Origin of the sequence: Neisseria subflava (genome assembly GCF_003044935.1) — a bacterium.
Taxonomy (GTDB): Bacteria; Pseudomonadota; Gammaproteobacteria; order Burkholderiales; family Neisseriaceae; genus Neisseria; species Neisseria subflava_E.
The window spans coordinates 15,121-37,315 of sequence record NZ_POXP01000001.1 but is presented as its reverse complement, the minus strand read 5'-3'; the positions used below and the strand labels follow the sequence as shown (position 1 = coordinate 37,315).

Genomic DNA, 22,195 nt, shown 5'->3' with positions numbered 1-22,195 from the left:
GGCCTTTTTCATATTTCAAACATTCATTACAACGCGCGGTCAAAATACAAAGCTACGCCGGAACGCTCGCTCATCGCCAACAAATAATCCATCAATTTTTGCGGCCATTGAATACCGCGCACAACAGTCAGGTTGCGCAAAATAGGGAACGTCAGGATATCTTCCAAACTGATTTCACCGCCCAAGCCCTTGCCTTCGCACACCAGCGCTTCCAGCTCTGCCAAATCTTGATGCAGACGCTCCAGATATTGCGCCGTTTTGTTCAGATTAGTCTCGAAATTGCCGATACTTTTCTCTTTTTTGTCGATAAAATATTTTTTCGCTTCATCGGTCTCAAATTCAGGCAGGCCGATTTTGACCATGCGCGGCTGTACCAGTTTGTTATTGTATTCACCCACTTTATCCAACCAAGCCTGCACTTCTGGACGAACTTCTTCTTTCAGACGGCCTTGATCGATGTAACGGACAATATCCAAACTCTCGCCCATAAACGAACCGTCTTCTTTTTGCAAAATCGGTACTTGTTTTGAGCCAATCATGCCAATCGGCGTAGCTTCGTCATCGTTTGCTAAAACGACCTCTTCCACCGCCACATCGCGCAAGCCAAAAATCATCCGCGCACGGACGCAAAACGGGCAATGGTCGTAAATATACAGTTTCATCGAAATGCTCCTTAAAATTTCAAAACGGTTAACCATAACACCCAAGGCCGTCTGAAACAAGGCTTCCTGAAACATAGTGCCACATTCGCATACAAATCTAGGGCTATCGGCAATAAACTGTTACAATGGCAACGTTTTTATCAAAAAGAAAAAAACGCACGCCATGACCACTATTCGCCAAACGCCCCAAACATCGAGTGCAACGCTGGAAGGCCTCCTCGCTTGGTTCGACGGCTATGTTGCCGCGCTGCCCGATTCCGATAAAAACCTGATTCAGACGGCCTTTGACTTAGCTAAAGAACATTACCCCGCCGATGCACTAACGACTTACGGCGAGCCATTGCTGGAACATTTCCTCGGCTCGATGCAAATCGTCAGCGAACTTGACTTATTGCCCGATGCCGTGGCGGCTACGATTTTGTCCGACATCGGCAAATACGTTCCCACTTGGCAAGAATTGGTTGCCGAACGCTGCAACAGCACCGTTTGCGAGCTGGTCAAAGGCGTAGACGAAGTACAAAAACTGACCCAATTCGCACGCGTGGACAGCCTCGCCACGCCGGAAGAACGCGCCCAACAAGCCGAAACCATGCGTAAAATGCTGTTGGCAATGGTTACCGACATCCGCGTCGTCCTGATCAAACTGGCGATGCGCACGCGCACCCTCCAATTCTTAAGCAACGTTCCCGATAATCCTGAAAAGCGCGCCGTTGCCAAAGAAACCCTCGACATTTTTGCCCCGCTCGCCAACCGCTTGGGCGTGTGGCAACTCAAATGGCAGCTCGAAGATTTGGGCTTCCGCCATCAAGAGCCGGAAAAATACCGCGAAATCGCCCTGCTTTTGGACGAAAAACGCACCGAACGCCTCGAATACATCGAAAACTTCCTCAATATCCTGCGTACGGAACTGACAAAATACAATATTCATTTTGAAGTTGCCGGAAGACCGAAGCACATCTACTCCATTTACAAAAAAATGGTGAAGAAAAAGCTCACTTTCGACGGCCTGTTCGACATCCGTGCCGTACGGATTTTGGTGGACACCATTCCCGAGTGTTACACCACGCTGGGCATTGTCCACAGCCTCTGGCAGCCGATTCCGGGCGAGTTCGACGACTATATTGCCAACCCGAAAGGCAACGGCTATAAAAGTTTGCACACCGTCATCGTCGGCCCGGAAGACAAAGGCGTGGAAGTCCAAATCCGCACCTTCGACATGCACCAATTCAACGAATTCGGTGTTGCCGCCCACTGGCGTTATAAAGAAGGTGGCAAGGGTGATTCCGCCTATGAACAGAAAATCGCTTGGTTGCGCCAACTCCTAGACTGGCGCGAAAACATGGCCGAAAGCGGCAAAGAAGACCTTGCCGCCGCCTTCAAAACCGAACTTTTCAACGACACGATTTACGTTTTGACCCCGCACGGCAAAGTCCTCTCCCTGCCTACGGGCGCCACCCCGATTGACTTTGCCTACGCCCTGCACAGCAGCGTGGGCGACCGTTGCCGCGGTGCAAAAGTTGAAGGACAAATCGTACCGCTGTCAACGCCGTTGGAAAACGGTCAACGCGTTGAAATCATTACCGCCAAAGAGGGGAACCCTTCCGTCAACTGGCTCTATGAAGGCTGGGTCAAATCCAACCGCGCCATCAGTAAAATCCGTGCCTACATCCGCCAGCAAAATGCGGATACCGTGCGCGAAGAAGGCCGCGCCCAGTTGGACAAACAGTTGTCAAAAATCTTCCCCAAACCCAATCTGCAAGCATTGGCGGAAAAACTCGGCTTCAAAAAAACCGATGAACTTTATACAGCCATCGGTCAGGGCGAAGTTTCCAACCGCGCCATCCACAAAGCCTGCGGCGCTCTGAATGAGCCGCCTCCTGTACCGATTGATGAAACCAATATCGTCAAACAGTCTAAAATCAAAAAAGGTGGCAAAAACGGCATTTTGATTGACGGCGAAGACGGCCTGATGACCACGCTTGCCAAATGCTGCAAACCGGCACCTCCGGACGATATTGTGGGCTTTGTTACCCGCGACCGCGGCATTTCCGTTCACCGCTGCACCTGCCCTTCTTTCCGCCACCTTGCCGAGCAGGCGCCGGAAAAAGTGTTGAACGCAAGCTGGGCAGCCCTGCAAGAAGGACAAGTGTTTGCCGTCGATGTTGAAATCCGCGCCCAAGACCGCTCCGGTTTGCTTCGCGACGTTTCGGATGCGCTGGCGCGTCATAAACTTAACGTTACCGCGGTGCAAACCCAATCGCGCGATTTGGAAGCCAGCATGCGCTTTACCCTTGAAGTCCGCCAAGTCAACGACCTGCCGCGCGTATTAGCCAGTCTGGGCGACATCAAAGGCGTTTTAAGCGTAACGCGCTTATAATTCCCATTCCCCCATCTAAAGGCCGTCTGAAAGTATTGCTTTCAGACGGCCTTTCACACATCAACTGCCAATATATAACCTACGCTTCTATCCTTACAATCAGCCGTTATTTCCTGTCCGCCATATTCTCAGGCAAACTCGCCATCCGTATGATAAAGAAAGATATTTTTATTCTTATATTAACCTTAAGGAAACTTCATGGACACACGAGACCTGTTCCCTCATGAAATTTTGCAGGACGCCATCGGCAAAAGTTGCGCCAAATCTGAATTCAGCATCAAGATGTTGGTGATTTTGAGTTTTTTAGGCGGCGGCTATGTCGGCTTCGGCTATCTTGCCTGCCTGCGCGTCATCAGCGGCATTCCGGCTGAATGGAACGGCCTGGCCGCCCTTTTGGGCGCGTCCGTATTCCCGATTGCGCTGATTTGTATCTTAATCGGCGGCGGCGAGCTGGCAACAGGCAATATGATGATTATGGCTTTGGGCAGATTGACCGGCCGCGTCAGCACCTACAAACTGGTACGCAACTGGCTCATCGTCAGCTTGGGCAATCTGGCAGGCGCCGTTGCCATGGCCTATTTCCTCGGCCACTACGTCGGCCTGGCAGAAGGAGCGGCTACGGCTAAAACCATTGCCATCGCCGAAGCCAAAGTTAATATGGACTTTGGCCGTGCATTCGTTTCCGCTATCGCATGTAACTGGATGGTGTGCATGGGTATTTGGTTCTATTTCGGCTCACGCCATACTTCAGGCCGCATTTTGGCAACTTGGTTTCCGGTAATGATCTTCGTGTTAATCGGCTTTCAACATTTTGTTGCCAATATGTTCATCATTCCGGCCGGCATTTGGGCGGGCGCAAACGTCAGCTGGGGTCAATTTTTCTACAACATGATTCCCGTTTTCTTAGGCAACGTCCTGGGCGGATCATCCTTTGTCGCAGCCTCTTATCTCTTTGCTTACAAACACTTACTAAAAGACGATTTTTCTATTTAATGTAGTCTTTTTTCTAAAAACCCCGTATCTGCCCGACACAGATACGGGGGTTCTACACAGGGCCGTCTGAAAGTCCAAGTCGTTTAATTACTTTTTCTCTTTAATCCCCCAAAAACATCAGGAAAGATAGTTTCACACACTTTCCTTCGTCATCATCAGTAAAAATTTATATATTTTTATGTTTTTAAATGACTTAGCCAAAAAGCGGCATCAATTTCGAATAAAGGCTGAGTTCTTCGCTTTGCAAAAGCAACTTTTTGCGGTATGCTGGTTTAAATTATTTACAATTTAATGCATTAAGATTTCGTATTTTATTGTATTTGAAAATAATTTATCCTGTCTCTCTCGCAAAAAACAGGATTTTTAAGCTGTATTTTTATTAGAAAAAAGTTTGGGTATGAATTGCTTGCAATTTCAAACCCGTTTTAAAAGTTAGATGAGGAATAAGTACATGAATCCCATGTATATCACTTTCGCGATCTATTTGGTCGCCGTATTACTGATCGGCCTCGCCGCCTATTTTTCAACACGAAACTTCGACGACTACATTCTCGGCGGCCGCAGCTTAGGTCCGTTCGTGACCGCGATGTCTGCCGGTGCTTCCGATATGTCAGGTTGGCTTTTGATGGGCTTGCCAGGTGCCATTTACCTGAGCGGTTTGAATGAAGCTTGGATTGCCATTGGTCTGATTGTGGGTGCATACCTCAACTGGCTGTTGGTTGCAGGCCGTCTGCGCGTACATACCGAATACGCCAACAACGCGCTGACGCTTCCTGATTACTTCTTCCACCGCTTCGGTGCCGGCGGTCACTTGATGAAAGTGGTTTCTGCACTGATTATCTTGTTCTTCTTCACTATTTACTGTGCTTCAGGCATCGTAGCCGGTGCTACCCTATTCCAAAGCCTGTTCCACGGTATGTCTTACACTCAAGCTATGTGGTTGGGTGCCGGCGCGACCATCGCCTACACTTTCTTGGGCGGTTTCTTGGCCGTAAGCTGGACCGATACCCTGCAAGCTTCTTTGATGATTTTTGCATTAGTACTGACTCCTGTAATGGTGTACTTGGGTTTGGGCGGTGCAGATCAAATGAACGCTGCCATCCAACAAGTTGCCGCTTCTACCGGTAAGGAATACGGCAGCCTGTTTGCCGGTACTACTTTTATCGGCATTATCTCTACCGCCGCTTGGGGCTTAGGCTATTTCGGCCAACCACACATTTTGGCCCGTTTCATGGCTGCTGAAAGCGCTAAATCTCTGGTTTCAGCACGCCGTATCGGTATGACTTGGATGATTCTGTGTATGGCCGGTGCCGTGGCTGTCGGCTACTTCGGTATCGCTTACTTCGGTGCCAACCCTGCCCACGTTGATGAAATGAACGGCAACCACGAACGTATCTTCATCGCTTTGGCCACCCTGCTCTTCAACCCTTGGATTGCCGGTATCATCTTGAGCGCGATTCTCGCCGCCGTAATGTCCACCCTGTCTTGCCAATTGTTGGTTTGCTCCAGCGCGATTACCGAAGACTTCTACAAAGGCTTCCTGCGTAAAAAAGCACAACAAGCCGAGTTGGTATGGATTGGCCGTCTGATGGTTTTGGCGATTGCCGTGATTTCCATCCTGATTGCTTCTGATCCTAACAGCAAAGTATTGGGCTTGGTGGCTTACGCATGGGCAGGTTTTGGTGCCGCATTCGGTCCGGTTGTTATCCTGTCTGTACTGTGGAAACGCATTACTGCCTACGGCGCACTCTCCGGCATGATTGCAGGTGCACTGACTGTAGTAGTTTGGGCCGAGTGGATCAAAAAACCTGCTTTGGCCGCACAAGAAACAGGTTTCGCTACTGTCTATGAAATCGTTCCTGGCTTTATCATTTGCACACTCGTGATTGTTTTGGTGTCCCTGATCGACAAAAAACCTTCACGCGAATTACAAGAACGCTTTGAAAAAGCAGACGCGGAATACCGCGCCTCTAAATAAGACGTTTTCAGACGGCCTGCATGATTCCGTGCAGGCCGTCTTTACGACATAAACTGTTTCAAAATAATCTGAGCCTTATCAGAAAAAACAGCAATTTATGCGGATGCATCTTGTATCCGCATCATAATTTTATTACGATATTACTATCCTTCAGAATGCTTGTTTTGTCAGTCTTAATTCAGGCCGTCTGAAACCATGAAAAAACCTTTGGAGAACATAAATAATGTTTAACTTCGCTTTTCCAACACAAACTCCTCTGCGTCAAGCTGTAACTGATGCCTACCGCCGCGATGAAATCGAGGCTGTTCAGGATATGTTGCAACGTGCACAGATGACCGACGAAGAGCGCAATGCCGCCTCCGAGCTTGCCCGTCGTTTGGTTACCCAAGTCCGCTCCAGCCGCACCAAAGCAAGCGGCGTAGATGCCTTGATGCACGAATTCTCTCTCTCCAGTGAAGAAGGTGTTGCACTGATGTGTCTGGCCGAAGCCTTGCTGCGTATTCCGGACAATGCAACCCGCGACCGCCTGATTGCCGACAAAATCTCCGAAGGCAACTGGAAAAGCCACTTGAACAACAGCCCTTCCCTCTTCGTTAACGCGGCCGCATGGGGTCTGCTGATTACCGGCAAACTGACCGCGACAAACGACAAACAGATGAGTTCCGCATTGAGCCGTCTGATCAGCAAAGGCGGCGCGCCTCTGATCCGTCAAGGTGTGAACTACGCCATGCGCCTGTTGGGCAAACAGTTCGTAACCGGCCAAACCATTGAAGAAGCGCTGCAAAACGGTAAAGAGCGCGAGAAAATGGGTTACCGCTTCTCTTTCGATATGTTGGGTGAAGCCGCATACACCGAAGAAGATGCCAACCGCTACTACAACGACTACGTTCAAGCCATTCACGCCATCGGTAAAGATGCCGCAGGCCAAGGCGTTTACGAAGGCAACGGTATCTCCGTTAAACTTTCCGCCATCCACCCACGCTACTCACGCGCCCAACACGAACGCGTTATGAGCGAATTGTTGCCACGCCTGAAAGAATTGTTCCTTTTGGGTAAAAAATACGATATCGGTATCAACATCGATGCCGAAGAAGCTAACCGTCTCGAATTGTCTTTGGACTTGATGGAAGCTTTGGTTTCCGATCCTGACTTGGCCGGCTACAAAGGTATCGGTTTCGTTGTTCAAGCCTACCAAAAACGTTGCCCGTTCGTTATCGACTATCTGATCGACCTGGCACGCCGCAACAACCAAAAACTGATGATCCGTTTGGTGAAAGGCGCATACTGGGACAGCGAAGTGAAATGGGCTCAAGTAGACGGCATGGAAGGCTATCCGACTTACACCCGTAAAGTCCACACCGACATCTCCTACCTCGCCTGCGCACGCAAACTCTTGGATGCGCAAGATGCCGTGTTCCCACAATTTGCCACCCACAACGCCTATACTTTGGGCGCAATCTACCAAATGGGTAAAGGCAAAGACTTCGAACACCAATGTCTGCACGGCATGGGCGAAACCCTGTACGACCAAGTGGTCGGCCCGCAAAACTTAGGCCGCCGCGTACGCGTGTATGCCCCGGTCGGCACACACGAAACCCTGCTTGCCTACTTGGTACGCCGTCTGTTGGAAAACGGTGCGAACTCTTCTTTCGTGAACCAAATCGTTGACGAAAACATCAGCATCGACCGCCTGATTAAGAGCCCGTTCGACACCATCGCCGAACAAGGCATCCACCTGCATCCGGCATTGCCTCTGCCGCGCGATTTGTATGGCAAAAACCGTCTGAACTCCCAAGGCGTCGATTTCAGCAACGAAAACGTATTGCAAAACCTGCAAGAAAAACTCAACCAAGCTTCTTCCGAAGACTTCCACGCCGCTTCTATCGTCAATGGCGAAGCGCGTAACGTGGGCGAAGCTCAACCCGTCCGCAACCCTGCAGACCACAACGATGTTGTCGGCACTGTCAGCTTTGCCGATGCAGCCTTGGCTCAAGAAGCTATTGGTGCAGCCGTTGCCGCCCTGCCGGAGTGGAGCGCCAAACCTGCTTCAGAACGCGCCGACTGCCTGCGCCGTTTTGCCGATTTGTTGGAACAACACACGCCTGCATTGATGATGCTGGCCGTCCGCGAAGCCGGTAAAACCCTGAACAACGCCGTTGCCGAAGTACGCGAAGCCGTTGACTTCTGCCGCTACTATGCCAACGAAGCTGAGAACACCCTGCCTAAAGATGCCAAAGCTGTCGGCGCAATCGTTGCCATCAGCCCATGGAACTTCCCATTGGCCATCTTTACCGGCGAAGTGGTTTCTGCATTGGCAGCCGGTAACACCGTTATCGCCAAACCTGCCGAACAAACCAGCCTGATTGCTACTTACGCAGTTTCCCTGATGCATCAAGCTGGTATTCCGACTTCTGCGCTGCAACTCGTACTCGGCGCAGGCGATGTCGGCTCTGCCCTGACCGGCGATGCCCGCATCGGCGGCGTGATCTTTACCGGTTCTACCGAAGTAGCGCGCCTGATCAACAAAGCCCTGTCCAAACGCGACGACAGCCCTGTCCTGATTGCCGAGACCGGCGGTCAAAACGCGATGATCGTGGACTCTACCGCCCTGCCGGAACAAGTCTGCCTCGACGTATTGAACTCTGCCTTCGACAGCGCGGGCCAACGTTGTTCCGCCCTGCGTATCTTGTGTGTTCAAGAAGATGTTGCCGATAAAATGATCAACATCATCAAAGGCGCAATGGACGAGCTGGTTGTCGGCAAACCGACCCAACTGACCACAGACATCGGCCCTGTCATCGATGCTGAAGCCCAACAAAACCTGTTGGCCCACATCAACAAAATGAAAGGCGTAGCAAAGGCTTACCACGAAATCAAAACTGCCGCCGACGTTGATGACAACAACTCTACCTTCGTTCGTCCAATCCTGTTTGAATTGAATAACCTGAACGAGTTGCAACGCGAAGTGTTCGGTCCTGTACTGCACGTTGTCCGCTACCGCGCCAGCGAATTGGATCAACTCATCGACCAAATCAACGCCAAAGGCTATGCTCTGACCAGCGGTGTACACAGCCGTATCGAAGGCACTGTCGACCATATCCGCGACCGCATCGAAGCCGGTAACATCTACGTTAACCGCAACATCGTTGGTGCTGTTGTCGGCGTACAACCTTTCGGCGGTCACGGCTTGTCCGGTACCGGTCCAAAAGCAGGCGGTTCATTCTATCTGCAACGCCTGGTTCGTACTCCTGAATGGGTTGCCCCAACCCTCAGCCGAATCGGTCAAGCAGACGAAGACGCACTCAAACGTTTGGAAACCCTGGTTCACAAACTGCCGTTTAACGCAGAAGAGAAAAAAGCCGCAGCCGCAGCTTTGGGTCACGCCCGCGTCCGTACCCTGCGCAAAGCCGAAACCGTATTGGTCGGTCCGACCGGCGAACGCAACTCATTGAGCTGGCGCTCTCCAAAACGTGTTTGGGTACATGGCGGCAATCTGCTGCAAGCCTTCTCTGCCCTGACCGAGCTGGCAGCCGCAGGCATCCAAACCGTTGTTGAGCCTAACAGCCCGTTGGCTTCCTACTCAGCCGATTTGGACGGTTTGTTGCAAGTCAACAGCAAACCTGAAAACGCAGGCATCAGCCATGTTGCCGCTATCGAGCCTTTGAGCAGCGAGCGCAAACAAGAGTTGGCCGGCCGCGACGGTGCGCTCATCCGCATCCTGCCTTCCGAACAAGGTCTGGACATCCTGCAAGTATTTGAAGAAATTTCTTGCAGTATCAATACTACCGCTGCCGGTGGTAACGCCAGCCTGATGGCAGTTGCCGACTAATCGTAGCCAAATCAAAGGCCGTCTGAAATTCAGACGGCCTTTTTTTATCTGTTTTTATTTACATTTTTGCCGGATATTCGCACAAATCATTAATCAAACATTTGCTGCATTGCGGTTTCAAAGCCTTACATGTATAACGGCCGTGCAAAATCAACCAATGATGGGCATCCATCAAAAATTCTTTGGGAATAAAGCGCATCAGCTTGTCTTCAACTTCGCGCACATCCTTGCCGGGCGCGATTTTGGTGCGGTTGGCCACACGGAAAATATGGGTATCGACCGCCATAACAGGTTGCCCGAATGCAGTGTTCAACACCACATTGGCGGTTTTTCGGCCAACACCGGGCAAAGATTCCAAAGCCTCTCGGTCAGCAGGTACTTCGCCGTTGTATTTCTCCAGCAAAATACGGCATGTCTGCATGATGTGTTTGGATTTGGTTTTGTAGAGGCCTATGGTTTTGGTGTATTCCATCACGCCGTCCAACCCCAAATCCAACATAGCTTGCGGCGTATTGGCAACGGGAAAAAGTTTGGCAGTCGCTTTGTTCACGCCGACATCAGTTGCTTGCGCAGACAATAAAACGGCGATAAGCAGCTCAAACGGCGAGCTGAAATTCAACTCGGTAGTCGGATGAGGATTGGCAGCGCGGAAACGCTCGAAAATTTCTTGGCGGATTTGTTTGTTCATTGTTTGGATTATTTTTTTATTGGCGCAGCAATTATAGTGAAATCATGTTGATACGGCTACTTCAAGTAAAACAAGGCCGTCTGAAATTGTTTTCAGACGGCCTGATTATCAAACAGCCTACTGTTTATTTTTTACTCAAAGTCAACCCTGTCCAGCCAAACACCAGCGTCAGAGCCAAACTCAAGTAGCAGAAGAAGGCATAAGGCAGATATTCCCAAACAGGCACACCCAAGGCATGGCTGATGAATACGCCGCAGACGCTCCAAGGCACCAACGGGTTGATGACCGTACCCGCATCTTCCAGCGTACGGGCAAGGTTGCGCGAATGCAGGCCGAGTTTGTCATATACCGGCTTAAAGGTTTCGCCGGAAAGCAGGATACTTAAATATTGTTCGCCAATCAGGAAGTTGACGCCGACCGATGTCATGGCCACGCTGAAAGTAGCGCGTCCGGCATTGGTCAGGAACGCACGAATGGCTTCCAGCAAAGACGGAATCACACCAATGCTGAACAACAGGCCGCCCAAGCTCATGCCGAGTATCACGATGGTTTGCGTAAAGAACATGCTTTCTAAGCCACCGCGCGAAATCAAGCGGGCAATGTCTTTGAATGCTTCGCCTTCAAGTTTGTATCCGCTGTAAAACCACGCGCCCAGCTGTTTCAAATCAGGCGTACTGTGGAAGTAAGTCACAATCAGCGCCACCACAACGGTAAACAACATGGCCACAATGGCATTGACGCGCATCAGGGCGAGGACAACCAATAAAGCAAACGGAATCAGCGAGTAGGCATGCACCAAACCGGTTGCTTCCAATTGCGCGCGGAAAGCCTCGACGCTATTCATGTCATGCGCGGCAACATTGGGCAAGAGCCACAACATCAATGCCGCACTGATCAACCACGCAGGCACAGTGGTGTACATCATATTTTTGATGTGTTCGAACAAATCAATGCCAACAATCGAAGCGGAAATACCGGTCGTATCGGAAAGTGGCGACATTTTATCGCCAAAGAACGCACCCGACACAATCGCACCTGCCGTCATCGCCATATCGGCATGAAACGCAGCAGCCATACCCATAAATGCCACGCCGACAGTCGCACAAGTCGTCAAACTACTGCCGATGGAAATACCGATGATCGAGCAAAGCGCAAACGCCGAGAAATAAAAATAAGTCGGCGAAATCAATCCGAAACCGTAATACATCAGCGTCGGAATCGCACCACTCATCATCAGCGCGCTGACCATCAGGCCGATAAAGAAAAACAGATAAATCGCGCCCATGCCCTGCCCGACCGCGCCGATCATACCGTTTTGCATGTCTTGATATTTCAAGCCACGCATCAAACCGTACAAAAGCAAGACCACGATCGCCGTCACAATCGACATATGCGGCAGCCATTCAAGCGAAATAATCGTATAACCCATTGCCGCCACCAAAGCCAAGGCCACAGCGATGGCCTCAAAGCGCGGCATATTAAGTAAGGATTTGAAAGCAAACATTGTTCTTTGCCTTTTTAATAAGTATTTAACAGATTTTAGCATAACAGGCCGTCTGAAAAACCGGTTTCAGACGGCCTGTTGATTATTTTACGAAAACAACGCTCACAAATCCTTGCCATTTTCTTTAAAATAAACGAATTATTTAAAATAAAATATTTTTTAATTAAAATAAATGGAATTTTATTGCTTTTTAAAACGTCCATCATGTAAAAATGCCACTACTTGTTCGACCGTTTTACGGTTGAACAGCATACCGCTATGGCTGACAGGTAAAACGACATGATCGCGCATATTCGGACAATGCGTTTCGCTGACCAAAACCGTACCATCATGTTCGCCATGCAAACCTAAAACACGGCCCAGACCATACGGTTTGTTACCGGCGATACTGCCCAGCTCAACACCCTCTGGCAACTCAGGCATACTGCCGTCCAATGCCCCTTTGTAAGAGCCGCCCAATACCGGCTTTTGCAAACCCAAATTGAGCACACGTTGCGCGGCACGGCTGCCTTGATGCGGCGTACCCATGGTAACGATACGGCCGCTGACTTTATCCGGATATGCCGCTGCAAAATTGCGTAAGACCAACCCGCCCAAACTATGGCCGACAAAGTGCAGCGTTTCATCAGCATGGTTCTCATCAATCCATCGCGCCAAGTCCTCAACATGCCGATTCATTGAGTGCAACACACTGCAATAATCGAACAGCACAACTTCAAAACCTTCTTGTTCCAGCAAATACGCCAGCGGTCTCATGACCCACGAATGCATGTGCAAGCCATGCAGCAAAATGATTTTGGCCATTTTTTCCTCCTGTCATTTAAATCATTATGCCACAAAGTAAAAAGGCCGTCTGAAATCCCATAAGGTTTCAGACGGCCTGTTATCAGGATAGATTATTCATCAGCTTTGTAGCCTTTTATAGCAAAGAAGACGATATAGACATAACAAATCGCTGATACAACGAAAGAAATCATCAAACCGTAAGTATCCGCTGCCCAACCTTGTACCACAGGCACAACCGCACCGCCGACAATCGCAGTACACAATACGCCGGAAGCGCTGCTGGTAAATCGACCCAGACCTTTGGTTGCCAAAGAGAAAATGGTTGGGAACATGATCGAATTGAAGAAGCCGATGGCCAACAATGCCCACATTGCAACATCTGCACTGGCTTTACCTGCCAACATAGCAACGCCCAACAAGGCAACAGCAGCAGTAGCGTTAAATGCCAAATAGCGGTTAGGCGCAATTTTTGCCATGATAGCAGAGCCTAAGAAGCGACCGACCATTGCACCGCCCCAGTAGAACGACAAATATTTCGCGGCAGATGCGTGATCCAAACCTTTCAGATAGCCCAACACGCTGACCAATAAAGAACCGATGGATACTTCCGCACCGACATAACAGAAAATACCGGCCGCACCAAAAACCAAATGACGGTATTGCCATACGCTGTGTTTGCCATCATGGTTGTGTTCGCTCTCTTCTTCAGCAATTTTGTTTGCGTTAGGCAGACGAATCATTTTGACGAATACAGCCAAAATAATCAGCAGACCGGCCAAACCTAAATATGGAATTTGAACAGAAGAAATTTGCTCGGCTTTGCTGACAGTTTGTGTTGCATCAGCCAAAATCAGGAATGCGCCGATTTGCGGAGCAATGGTCGTACCCAAAGAGTTAAATGCCTGAACCAAAGTCAGTGTTGCAGATTCTTTACCCGGTTTGGACAGCAAAGTCACATAAGGGTTACCCGCTACTTGCAACAGGGTTACACCTGAAGCCAAAATAAACAATGCACCCAAAAAAGTTGCATAAGAATGACTACCGGCTGCAGGATAGAAGAGCAGACAGCCGATGGCGGTCAATACGAAGCCGCTAATCACGCCGTTTTTATAGCCGATTTTGCCGACCAAATAGCCCATCGGAATCGACATAATCGCATAAGCGGTAAAGAAACAGAATTGAATCAGCATCGCCTGAACATAAGTTAGGTCGAAAATATCTTTCAAATGCGGAATCAAAATATCGTTCATGCAGGTAATGAAACCCATCATGAAAAAGAGTGTGGTTAGGACAACCAGTGCAGGAGTATGATTTTGTTGTGAATGCGCAGACATGATTTGCCTTTCGTTTTGTTAAGATTTGCTGGAAAAATGAGCTTGAATCAGTTCATTAAACTTAACACCCATTAACAGCCGCCCGTATCATACTGATAATCCGTCACTTTGAAAACTATTTTCTAACAGCCGACTACATTATCCTTCAGTCGTTTAATTTTAAAAATTTCAATAATATTGGATTTATCTTTTATTAGATTAAAAAATAAAGGCATAATCCTCTTATTAAACCTATTATTTCTTTTTTACAATATCACTTGATGCAACTCAAAACATGCCCCCTCTTTACGCTTACCTTGCCCTGATTGCTTCTGCTTTCACTTCAGCCACACTACTTCCGGGTACATCCGAGGCGGCATACGCCGCATTTGTGTACCAATATCCGCAACATGCCCTCGGCGCATGTTTGTGTGCCGGTTTGGCGAATGGCTTGGGCAGTATGGTTTCGTATTACATGGGCAGAATGTTTCCGGCCAAGAAAAGGCCGTCTGAAAAAGTATTGGCGCGTATACAAAGATGGGGGATTTGGCCGCTATTGTTCGCATGGTTGCCGATTATCGGCGATGCACTCCCCCTTGCCGCAGGCTGGCTCAGGCTCAATGCTTTGCATTGCGCCATCATTCTGATTACAGGCAAACTGCTGCGCTATGCCATGATTTATTGGGGAATGAACGCAGTTGCCGGATAAGCTTACAAGTCAAAAATAAAGGCCGTCTGAATGATTCAGACGGCCTTTGCCTTTAATTCGACAATTACAAGACTTTCACAATGCTTTCGCACAGGTAGTCGATGTTGTCATCGGTAATACCTGCAACATTAATGCGGCCGGAGCGGACGGCATAAATGGCAAACTCGTTTTTCAAACGGTCAACTTGTTCGGGAGTCAAGCCGCTGAAAGAGAACATACCGTTTTGTTCGATAATGAAATCAAAGTCTTGGCTAGCACCTTTAGCCTTGAGCAACTCGACAAATTTTTGACGCATGGCTTTGATGCGGCCGCGCATTTCATCGAGTTCGGCAATCCATTGTGCTTTCAAATCATCATTTTTCAACACCAGCGCAATGGTGTTCGCGCCGTGTGAAGCCGGGTTGGAATACAAGGTACGGATGATGGTTTTGACTTGGCTGTGGGCGCGGGCTGCTGTTTCTTCATCTTCGGCTACCAAAGTGAACGCACCGACGCGCTCGTTGTACATACCGAAGTTTTTAGAATAAGAACTGGCAATCAGCAATTCTGTATTGTGTTTCAAGAACACGCGCAAGCCGTAGGCATCTTCTTCCAAGCCATTGCCGAAGCCTTGGTAGGCAAAATCAAACAGTGGCAACCAGCCTTTTTCGGCAGAAAGTTTTGCCAAAGTTTCCCATTGTTCGGGCGTAGGGTCAATGCCGGTAGGGTTGTGGCAACAGCCGTGCAGCAGGACGATGTCGCCTTTTTGCGCTTGGCTCAAATCTTCAATCATACCGTCCCAATCCAAACCGTGTTTGGCGGCATCATAGTAACGATAAGGTTTATCTTGGATACCGACCGCTTTGGCGATGGCGTTGTGGTTTGGCCAAGTCGGATTGGAAATCCAGATGGTTTGCGCGTTCAACTGGCGTTTGACAAATTCGGCCGCAATACGTAATGCGCCTGTACCGCCAAGGCTTTGCGCTGTTCTGGCGCGACGGCTGGCGATAATTTCGTGGTCTTTGCCAAACAGCAGAATTTGGGTTTGCTCGTTATAGTCAGTAACTCCGTCGATGGTCAGGTAGTTTTTGGTTGTTTCGCTTTCCAACAGGCGTTTTTCAGCCTCTTTGACGGCTTTGACAATAGGCGTCGCGCCGGATGCGTCTTTGTACACGCCGATGCCGAGATTGACTTTTTCGGGACGGGTTTCGGCTTTAAACGCTTCACCCAAACCTAAAATCGGATCAGCAGGAGCTGCTTCGATATGCTTGAAGAACATGATTTTTCTCTTTACAAGTAGTAAAACGGTTAAAAAAATACAAACTTAGTACGATTTTACGCCGTTTCAGGCCGTCTGAAAACGGATTATTACAGGGTTTTAACGCAAGATTGCCAACAAATCCAAAGGCGTGGAAATACGGAAATCGGCAAGCCAGTTTTCAGTTTGGTCTTCGGCAGAAATATAGCCCCAATCGGCAAGCACGGTTGTCATGTCTGCATTTTTGCCTGCCTGCATATCGCGCTCTGCATCGCCGACATAAAAGCATCGCTGCGCCTCAACACCAATCTGTTCGCATGCATAAAACATAGGCTTCACGCTGGGTTTGGGTTCATCGCAAGTATCGCCGCTGACAATCACGGCGGGAGGCACGGCAAACCCGAGCTTAGGCACGAGGACATCGGTAAAGCGCATAGGCTTGTTGGTGATAATGCCCCATTGGATACCGCGTTGAACTAAGGCTTCCAGCATTTCGTTTACGCCGTCGAACAAGATGGTTTGGTCGGCATAGCAGCGGCTGTATTCGTCCAAAAACTCTTTGCGCCATTGCATATAGTCCTGATGGTCGGGCGTAATGTCTGCACCAAGTTTGAGCAAACCGCTCGCACCGTGGCTGGCCTGCGGACGGATTTCATCCATGCTTTTTTCTGGCAATCCGTGTCGACGCAATACCGTGTTGAGCACCCCTCCCAAATCAAGTGCTGTATCGGCAAGCGTGCCGTCAAGGTCGAATAATACGGCTTGAGTCATAAGTATTCCTTTGATGATTTTAGAAGGCCGTCTGAACAATTCAACAAGTTTCAGACGGCCTGAATATGGTTAATGGTGATGGTGTTCGTGCATTTCCTGCGAACACAAAACTTCATCTTTATGCGGATGCTGTTCGCTTTCAATCTGAATCGTACAATGCCCGATGTTGTGATGCCCCAATTCATGTTCAATGCGGTAGACAATTTGTTCGGACTCTGCAACCTTCATGTTGCCATCTACAACAATATGACAGGATAAAACGTGGATATTGCTGGTAATTGTCCAAACATGCAAGTCGTGAACGGATTTTACGCCTTCCGTATTGCGGATAACGCTGAGCAACTCATCGGTATGGATGTTTTCCGGCGCGCCTTCCATCAAAATGTGCAAAGTCTGTTTAAACAGCTTCCAGCCGCTGCGCCCTACCAAAGCCGCCACCAATACGCTGGCAACCGTATCCGCCCATTGCCAGCCATACGCCATCATCAGTACCGCTGCTACAATCGCCCCTATCGAGCCGAACAAATCGCTGATTACATGCAGATACGCGCCGCGCATATTGACGTTTTCTTCGGTATCGCCATTCTTCAATATATAAACGGCGACGCCGATGTTGACCAGCAAACCGATGATACTGACCACCAACATGCCGCCTGTCAAAATTTCCGGCGGATAAAACAATCGTTTAACTGCTTCATAAAAAATCATCGCCGCAATCAACACCAGCGACAATCCGTTAAACATCGCCGTCAAAATTTCAAAACGCTTGTAACCGAATGTCTTTTGCAGCGTAGTCTGTTTCTCGCCAAGTTTGAATGCCCACAATGCCACGCCCAGCGAAAACGCATCGCTGAACATATGCCCCGCATCAGAAAGCAGGGCCAAAGAGTTGGTCAGCCAGCCGCCAACCGCCTCAACCAGCATAAATCCGGCAATGACGAAAAATGAAATGCGCAATACCTGCTTGTTGGCGGTATGCGTGTGCGCGTGCGAATGATTGTGATGATGTGCCATGATGATTTTACCGTTTCAGACGGCCTTTTTATCCTGTTTCAAACTTTTCTCAAAATCTTCCAACATATCCAGCTCGAAACGGCTGAATCCTGCACGTTCCCGTGCTTCGATATTGACGTAGCCGCGGAAGATAAACATATCGTAACGCGCAATCAGGCTGCGGAACAGTGCAACCGGTTCCAGACCGCGCTCACGGCAAAGATGCTGATACCAATGATTGCCGATGGCGACATGCCCCACTTCATCGCGATAAATAATATCCAACACATCGCAGGTTTCCACATCGCCGCGCTGTGCCACTTTTGCACGAATACCCGGCGTGACATCCAAACCGCGCGCTTCCAACACCCGCGGCACCAAAGCCATGCGCAATAAGGGATCGTAAGCAGTTTTATACGCCATATCCCACAAATGCCCGTGCGCTTCAAAATCGCCGTAATCGTAGCCCAAACTGTTCAGACGGCCACGCATCAAGCCGAAGTGAAACACTTCTTCTTTCGCCACCCTTACCCAATCGCGTACAAACTGAAACGGCATATTGCGAAAACGATACGCCGCATCCAAAGCCAGATTAATCGCATTAAATTCAATGTGCGCAATCGCATGCAACATGGCCGCATAGCCTTCGACCGTATTCATCTTGCGCGGCGTAACTTCCGAAGGCGCAACCAAACACGGACGTAACGGATGACCGGCAAAACGGCAATCCACGGGTTGCGACTCATCAACCGTCAAACCTTCCGCCTTGCCCAAATGCGCAAACAAGGCCTGCGTCAACCTTCCCTTTTCATCCGGATTGTCCGACAGCAAAGCCTGTTCCAATAAAGGATAAGGATTCAGATACATACAAAACCATTGTTTTAAAAAGATAAATATTATAACCGTTTTAAAAAGCAAACAGAAAGACTATAATTTCACGCTTTCCGTAAAATGACATTAAATACCACACCAAACCATCGTGTGCTTCATTAAAAAAACGTCAAAACCAAATGCAGGCCGTCTGAAGAAATGAAATTATTTCAGTCACTTGATTGGATTTTTCATATTTACACAAATTAAACCCTCCATTCAGCCCCTTGCCTGTTACACCATAACGTCTATACTGAACCCATCTCTCCGAACAAGGAACCAAAACATGAAAACTACCCGACTGTTCACCCTGACCGCTGCCGCGCTGCTTTCTTCAGCCATCGGCTTTGCACAAGCCGGCGCAGTGGATGCCCTGAAAAAATTCAATAATGACGCTGACGGTATCAGCGGCAACTTCAGCCAAACCGTTCACAGCAAAAAGAAAACCCAAACCACACACGGTACATTCAAAATCCTGCGCCCTGGCTTGTTCAAATGGGAATACACCAAACCCTACAAACAAACCATCGTTGGCGACGGCAAAACCATTTGGCTCTATGACGTAGATTTGGCGCAAGTAACCAAGTCCTCACAAGACCAAACCATCGGTGATAGCCCTGCCGCCATCCTTTCCAACAAAACAGCATTGGACAGCAGCTACACGCTGAAAGAAGACGGTTCTGCCAACGGTATCGACTACGTTTTGGCTACGCCTAAGAAAAACAACGCCGGCTACCAATACATCCGCATCGGCTTCAAAGGCGACAACCTCGCCGCCATGCAGCTGAAAGACAGCTTCGGCAACCAAACCAGCATCAGCTTCAGCGGTTTGAACACCAAGCCTAACCTTTCCAGCGGTATGTTCAAATTTACGCCTCCTAAAGGCGTTGATGTCTTGAGCAACTAAGCTTCCAATAAAACACAAAGGCCGTCTGAACAACAGACGGCCTTTTATTTAGTTCAATTCAATATCAAACACACTGTTACTTTTGACCTTGAATGGCAGCGGCAATTTTTTCTGCGCCTTTTTTCGCCCAGTCTGCCTGCTTGGCTTCCACCATCACGCGCACGACAGGCTCAGTACCGGATGCACGCAAGACCACGCGGCCTTTACCTTCGAGTTCTTTTTCCACTTCAGCCAAAGCCTCTTTGGAAGCGTCCTGCCAGTTTTGACCTTTTTTGATGCGGACGTTGATCATGGTTTGCGGATACGGCTGCCAATCGGCGCAAACGGTGGCAAGGTCTTGATTCAAGGTTTGCAGTGCAGCCAAAACTTGCAGCGCAGAAATGATGCCGTCGCCGGTATTGTGTTTGTCCATACACAAAATATGGCCGCTGGCTTCGCCGCCAATCAGCCAACCGCGTTGATGAAGCTGTTCCAACACATAGCGGTCGCCCACTTTGGCGCGGCAGAAGTCAACGCCCTGCTCTTTTAAAGCAACTTCCATCGCCATATTGGTCATCACTGTACCCACTACGCCGCCGATTTCCACGCCTTCGTGCGCACGTGCTTTGGCAATCACATAAATCAGGCTGTCGCCGTCATACACTTTGCCATTGCGGTCAACCATCATCAAACGGTCGCCATCGCCATCCAAGGCAATGCCGTAATCGGCTTCATTTTGCAACACAGCCGCTTGCAAAGCTTTCGGATGGGTCGCACCACATTTCTCATTGATGTTGTAGCCGTTTGGCTCATCACCGATGCTTACTACTTGCGCACCCAATTCGTGGAATACTTTAGGCGCAACTGCATAGCCCGCACCATTGGCGGTATCGACCACCAATTTCAGACCGCGCAAGTCCAAATGGCTTGGGAAAGTGGATTTACAGAACTCGATATAGCGATCATCCGCACCATTAATCCGGCGCGCACGGCCAAGACGGCTGGACGGCTGGGTTTTCATTTCCTCATCGATTTTGGCTTCGATTTCCAACTCGATTTCATCGCTCAGCTTCACACCGCCTTCGGCAAAAAATTTAATGCCGTTGTCGGAATAAACATTGTGGGAAGCAGAAATCATCACACCGGCAGACAAACGCAAAGCGCGGGTCAAATACGCTACACCCGGAGTCGGCAGAGGGCCGGTTTGAATAACATTGACACCGGCGGCGGTAAAACCGGCAATCAGCGCAGCTTCCAGCATATAGCCTGAAATACGCGTGTCTTTACCGATCAAGACGGTTGGTTTGATTTCGCCTTCGTGCTGCACCAAAACCTGACCTGCCGCATAGCCTAATTTCAGGACAAAATCAGGATTGATAGGAAACTGACCGACTTCGCCGCGTACACCGTCAGTACCGAAATATTTTTTTGCCATGAGATAACTCCGTGATTGTTTTGTCGTATGTGAATATTGTTGAACTTCTTTAAAAGAATCTTGATTGTATTCGAAGGCCGTCTGAATCTTTCAGACGCCCCTTGATCATGAGAATAATTTACTACTTCAGTATTATAGCAAGATCCGGATTTCCTGCACGAAAAAAGCGCATCCTTTTGCAGAATGCGCCTTCTATTCGAGATTCAAAATCAAATCTTAGAATTTAGCACCAGACTGATTAGCCATGTAATCAACTGCAGCTTTCACTTCATCATCGCTCAGGCTACCGTTACCGCCTTTGGCAGGCATTGCGTTAAAGCCTTCGATTGCATGTTTGTGCAGGGTGTCTTTACCTTGTTTGATACGAGGAGCCCAGTCTTCTTTTTTACCTACATGAGGAACACCGGGAACCGCACCGCCGTGACATGCTTGGCAGTTGGCTTCGTAAACTTTTTTGCCGTCCGCGCCACCGGCTGCTGGAGCTGCCGCACCTTTGTCATCTGCTTTGGCCGCATCTGCTTTAGGGGCTTCTGCAGGAGCCGCACCCTCAGCCGCCGGAGCTGAAGCGGCTTCACCGGAAGCGGCTGCATCGGCAGGAGCTGCGGCATCAGGATCAGGGAAAGTACCGCCGGCTTTGTTGGCCATGTAAGTAATGACGCGCTTCAATTCTTGATCGGTCAAATCAGCTGCACCGCCTTTGGCAGGCATTGCGTTGAAACCGTTCAGAGCGTGTTGGAACAAGGTATCGAAACCTTGGGCAATGCGAGGTGCCCAATCGCCTTTGTTTTCAAATTTAGGCGCTTTGGGGACGATGCTGTCCGCCGCGTGACATTGAATACAGATTTTGTTGAAAATCTGATCGCCTTGACGCTCGCCGACTGGAATACCATCGCCCAATTTCAGTTGGCCGACTGGCTGGATACGGGTTTGAGTCGCAGCTTCGGTTGTTTCGGCAACATCGCCGAATGAACCGCTTCCCGCCAGTTTGATCAGGAAGTAAATCACTGCAATAACAATAACGATACCGCTCACAAGGGTGAACAATGCAGAGCCTTGGGCTTTGTGGTCGCGGAGTTGTTTCATTTGGTAGGCCTCGCCGTTAGGTTAGGTTGTGCTGTAAGTTATAGTTTATGTGTTAAACGCAGTTAACAATATTTTGCTGGA

General features: G+C 49.2%; 17 protein-coding genes. 6 read left to right on the top strand and 11 right to left on the bottom strand.

The genetic code is table 11. The features are described 5' to 3' along the window. Positions 1–26 precede the first annotated feature (26 nt). Entirely contained in the window at positions 27–737 is a 711-nt protein-coding gene (locus DBY95_RS00175; RefSeq protein WP_107722964.1) for a GrxB family glutaredoxin, read from the bottom strand. A gap of 88 nt (positions 738–825) precedes the next feature. Here DBY95_RS00175 and DBY95_RS00170 point away from each other — a divergent pair, with 88 nt between their 5' ends. From DBY95_RS00170 to putA, 4 genes are all read left to right on the top strand, one after another. Beyond that, positions 826–3,039 carry a RelA/SpoT family protein gene (locus DBY95_RS00170; protein WP_107722963.1) on the top strand — a complete coding sequence of 738 codons (2,214 nt, stop codon included), beginning with the start codon at positions 826–828 and terminating at the stop codon, positions 3,037–3,039. 198 nt (positions 3,040–3,237) lie between these two features. After that, entirely contained in the window at positions 3,238–4,032 is a 795-nt protein-coding gene (locus DBY95_RS00160) for a formate/nitrite transporter family protein (protein ID WP_107722961.1), read from the top strand. Positions 4,033–4,483: 451 nt separating this feature from the next. Beyond that, on the top strand, positions 4,484–6,010 hold the full coding sequence (gene putP, locus DBY95_RS00155; protein ID WP_107722960.1) for a sodium/proline symporter PutP: 1,527 nt from the start codon (positions 4,484–4,486) through the stop codon (positions 6,008–6,010). A 223-nt stretch (positions 6,011–6,233) separates the two neighbouring features. Further along, positions 6,234–9,839, top strand: coding sequence for a bifunctional proline dehydrogenase/L-glutamate gamma-semialdehyde dehydrogenase PutA (putA, locus tag DBY95_RS00150; protein ID WP_107722959.1), 3,606 nt, complete (start codon positions 6,234–6,236; stop codon positions 9,837–9,839). 58 nt (positions 9,840–9,897) lie between these two features. Here putA and nth read toward each other — a convergent pair whose 3' ends face one another. The 4 genes from nth to DBY95_RS00130 form a co-directional block, all read right to left on the bottom strand. After that, positions 9,898–10,527, bottom strand: coding sequence for an endonuclease III (nth, locus tag DBY95_RS00145; RefSeq protein ID WP_049323145.1), 630 nt, complete (start codon positions 10,525–10,527; stop codon positions 9,898–9,900). A 124-nt stretch (positions 10,528–10,651) separates the two neighbouring features. After that, on the bottom strand, positions 10,652–12,031 hold the full coding sequence (gene nhaC / locus DBY95_RS00140; protein ID WP_049344642.1) for a Na+/H+ antiporter NhaC: 1,380 nt from the start codon (positions 12,029–12,031) through the stop codon (positions 10,652–10,654). 180 nt (positions 12,032–12,211) lie between these two features. Continuing rightward, positions 12,212–12,835, bottom strand: a complete 624-nt coding sequence (locus DBY95_RS00135) for an alpha/beta fold hydrolase (protein WP_107722958.1) — start codon at positions 12,833–12,835, stop codon at positions 12,212–12,214. Positions 12,836–12,927: 92 nt separating this feature from the next. After that, positions 12,928–14,151, bottom strand: a complete 1,224-nt coding sequence (locus DBY95_RS00130) for a sugar MFS transporter (protein WP_107722957.1) — start codon at positions 14,149–14,151, stop codon at positions 12,928–12,930. Between the two features lie 274 nt (positions 14,152–14,425). Between DBY95_RS00130 and DBY95_RS00125 the strand changes: the two genes are divergently transcribed. After that, complete coding sequence (locus DBY95_RS00125; RefSeq protein ID WP_036493788.1) at positions 14,426–14,839, top strand: YqaA family protein; 414 nt, start codon at positions 14,426–14,428, stop codon at positions 14,837–14,839. A gap of 64 nt (positions 14,840–14,903) precedes the next feature. Here the strand turns inward: DBY95_RS00125 and DBY95_RS00120 are convergent, their stop codons facing one another. From DBY95_RS00120 to DBY95_RS00105, 4 genes are all read right to left on the bottom strand, one after another. Further along, a complete protein-coding gene (locus tag DBY95_RS00120) occupies positions 14,904–16,097 on the bottom strand; it encodes an amino acid aminotransferase (RefSeq protein ID WP_107722956.1) in 1,194 nt (397 codons plus the stop codon). Between the two features lie 99 nt (positions 16,098–16,196). Beyond that, the gene (locus DBY95_RS00115) at positions 16,197–16,847 is read right to left on the bottom strand and encodes an HAD family hydrolase (RefSeq protein ID WP_107722955.1); all 651 of its coding nucleotides are present in this window, start codon (positions 16,845–16,847) and stop codon (positions 16,197–16,199) included. Between the two features lie 69 nt (positions 16,848–16,916). Continuing rightward, positions 16,917–17,861, bottom strand: a complete 945-nt coding sequence (locus DBY95_RS00110; protein ID WP_107722954.1) for a cation diffusion facilitator family transporter — start codon at positions 17,859–17,861, stop codon at positions 16,917–16,919. Between the two features lie 15 nt (positions 17,862–17,876). Continuing rightward, positions 17,877–18,707 carry a ferritin-like domain-containing protein gene (locus DBY95_RS00105; protein ID WP_107722953.1) on the bottom strand — a complete coding sequence of 277 codons (831 nt, stop codon included), beginning with the start codon at positions 18,705–18,707 and terminating at the stop codon, positions 17,877–17,879. A gap of 289 nt (positions 18,708–18,996) precedes the next feature. Here DBY95_RS00105 and lolA point away from each other — a divergent pair, with 289 nt between their 5' ends. After that, on the top strand, positions 18,997–19,617 hold the full coding sequence (gene lolA / locus DBY95_RS00100; protein WP_003682545.1) for an outer membrane lipoprotein chaperone LolA: 621 nt from the start codon (positions 18,997–18,999) through the stop codon (positions 19,615–19,617). Positions 19,618–19,693: 76 nt separating this feature from the next. On the opposite strand, the gene glmM is transcribed toward lolA, so the two are convergent. Continuing rightward, positions 19,694–21,031 (bottom strand): phosphoglucosamine mutase, encoded by a 1,338-nt coding sequence (glmM, locus tag DBY95_RS00095; protein WP_004520640.1) that lies wholly within the window; start codon positions 21,029–21,031, stop codon positions 19,694–19,696. A 216-nt stretch (positions 21,032–21,247) separates the two neighbouring features. Beyond that, entirely contained in the window at positions 21,248–22,114 is an 867-nt protein-coding gene (locus DBY95_RS00090) for a c-type cytochrome (RefSeq protein WP_107722952.1), read from the bottom strand. Positions 22,115–22,195 lie beyond the last annotated feature (81 nt).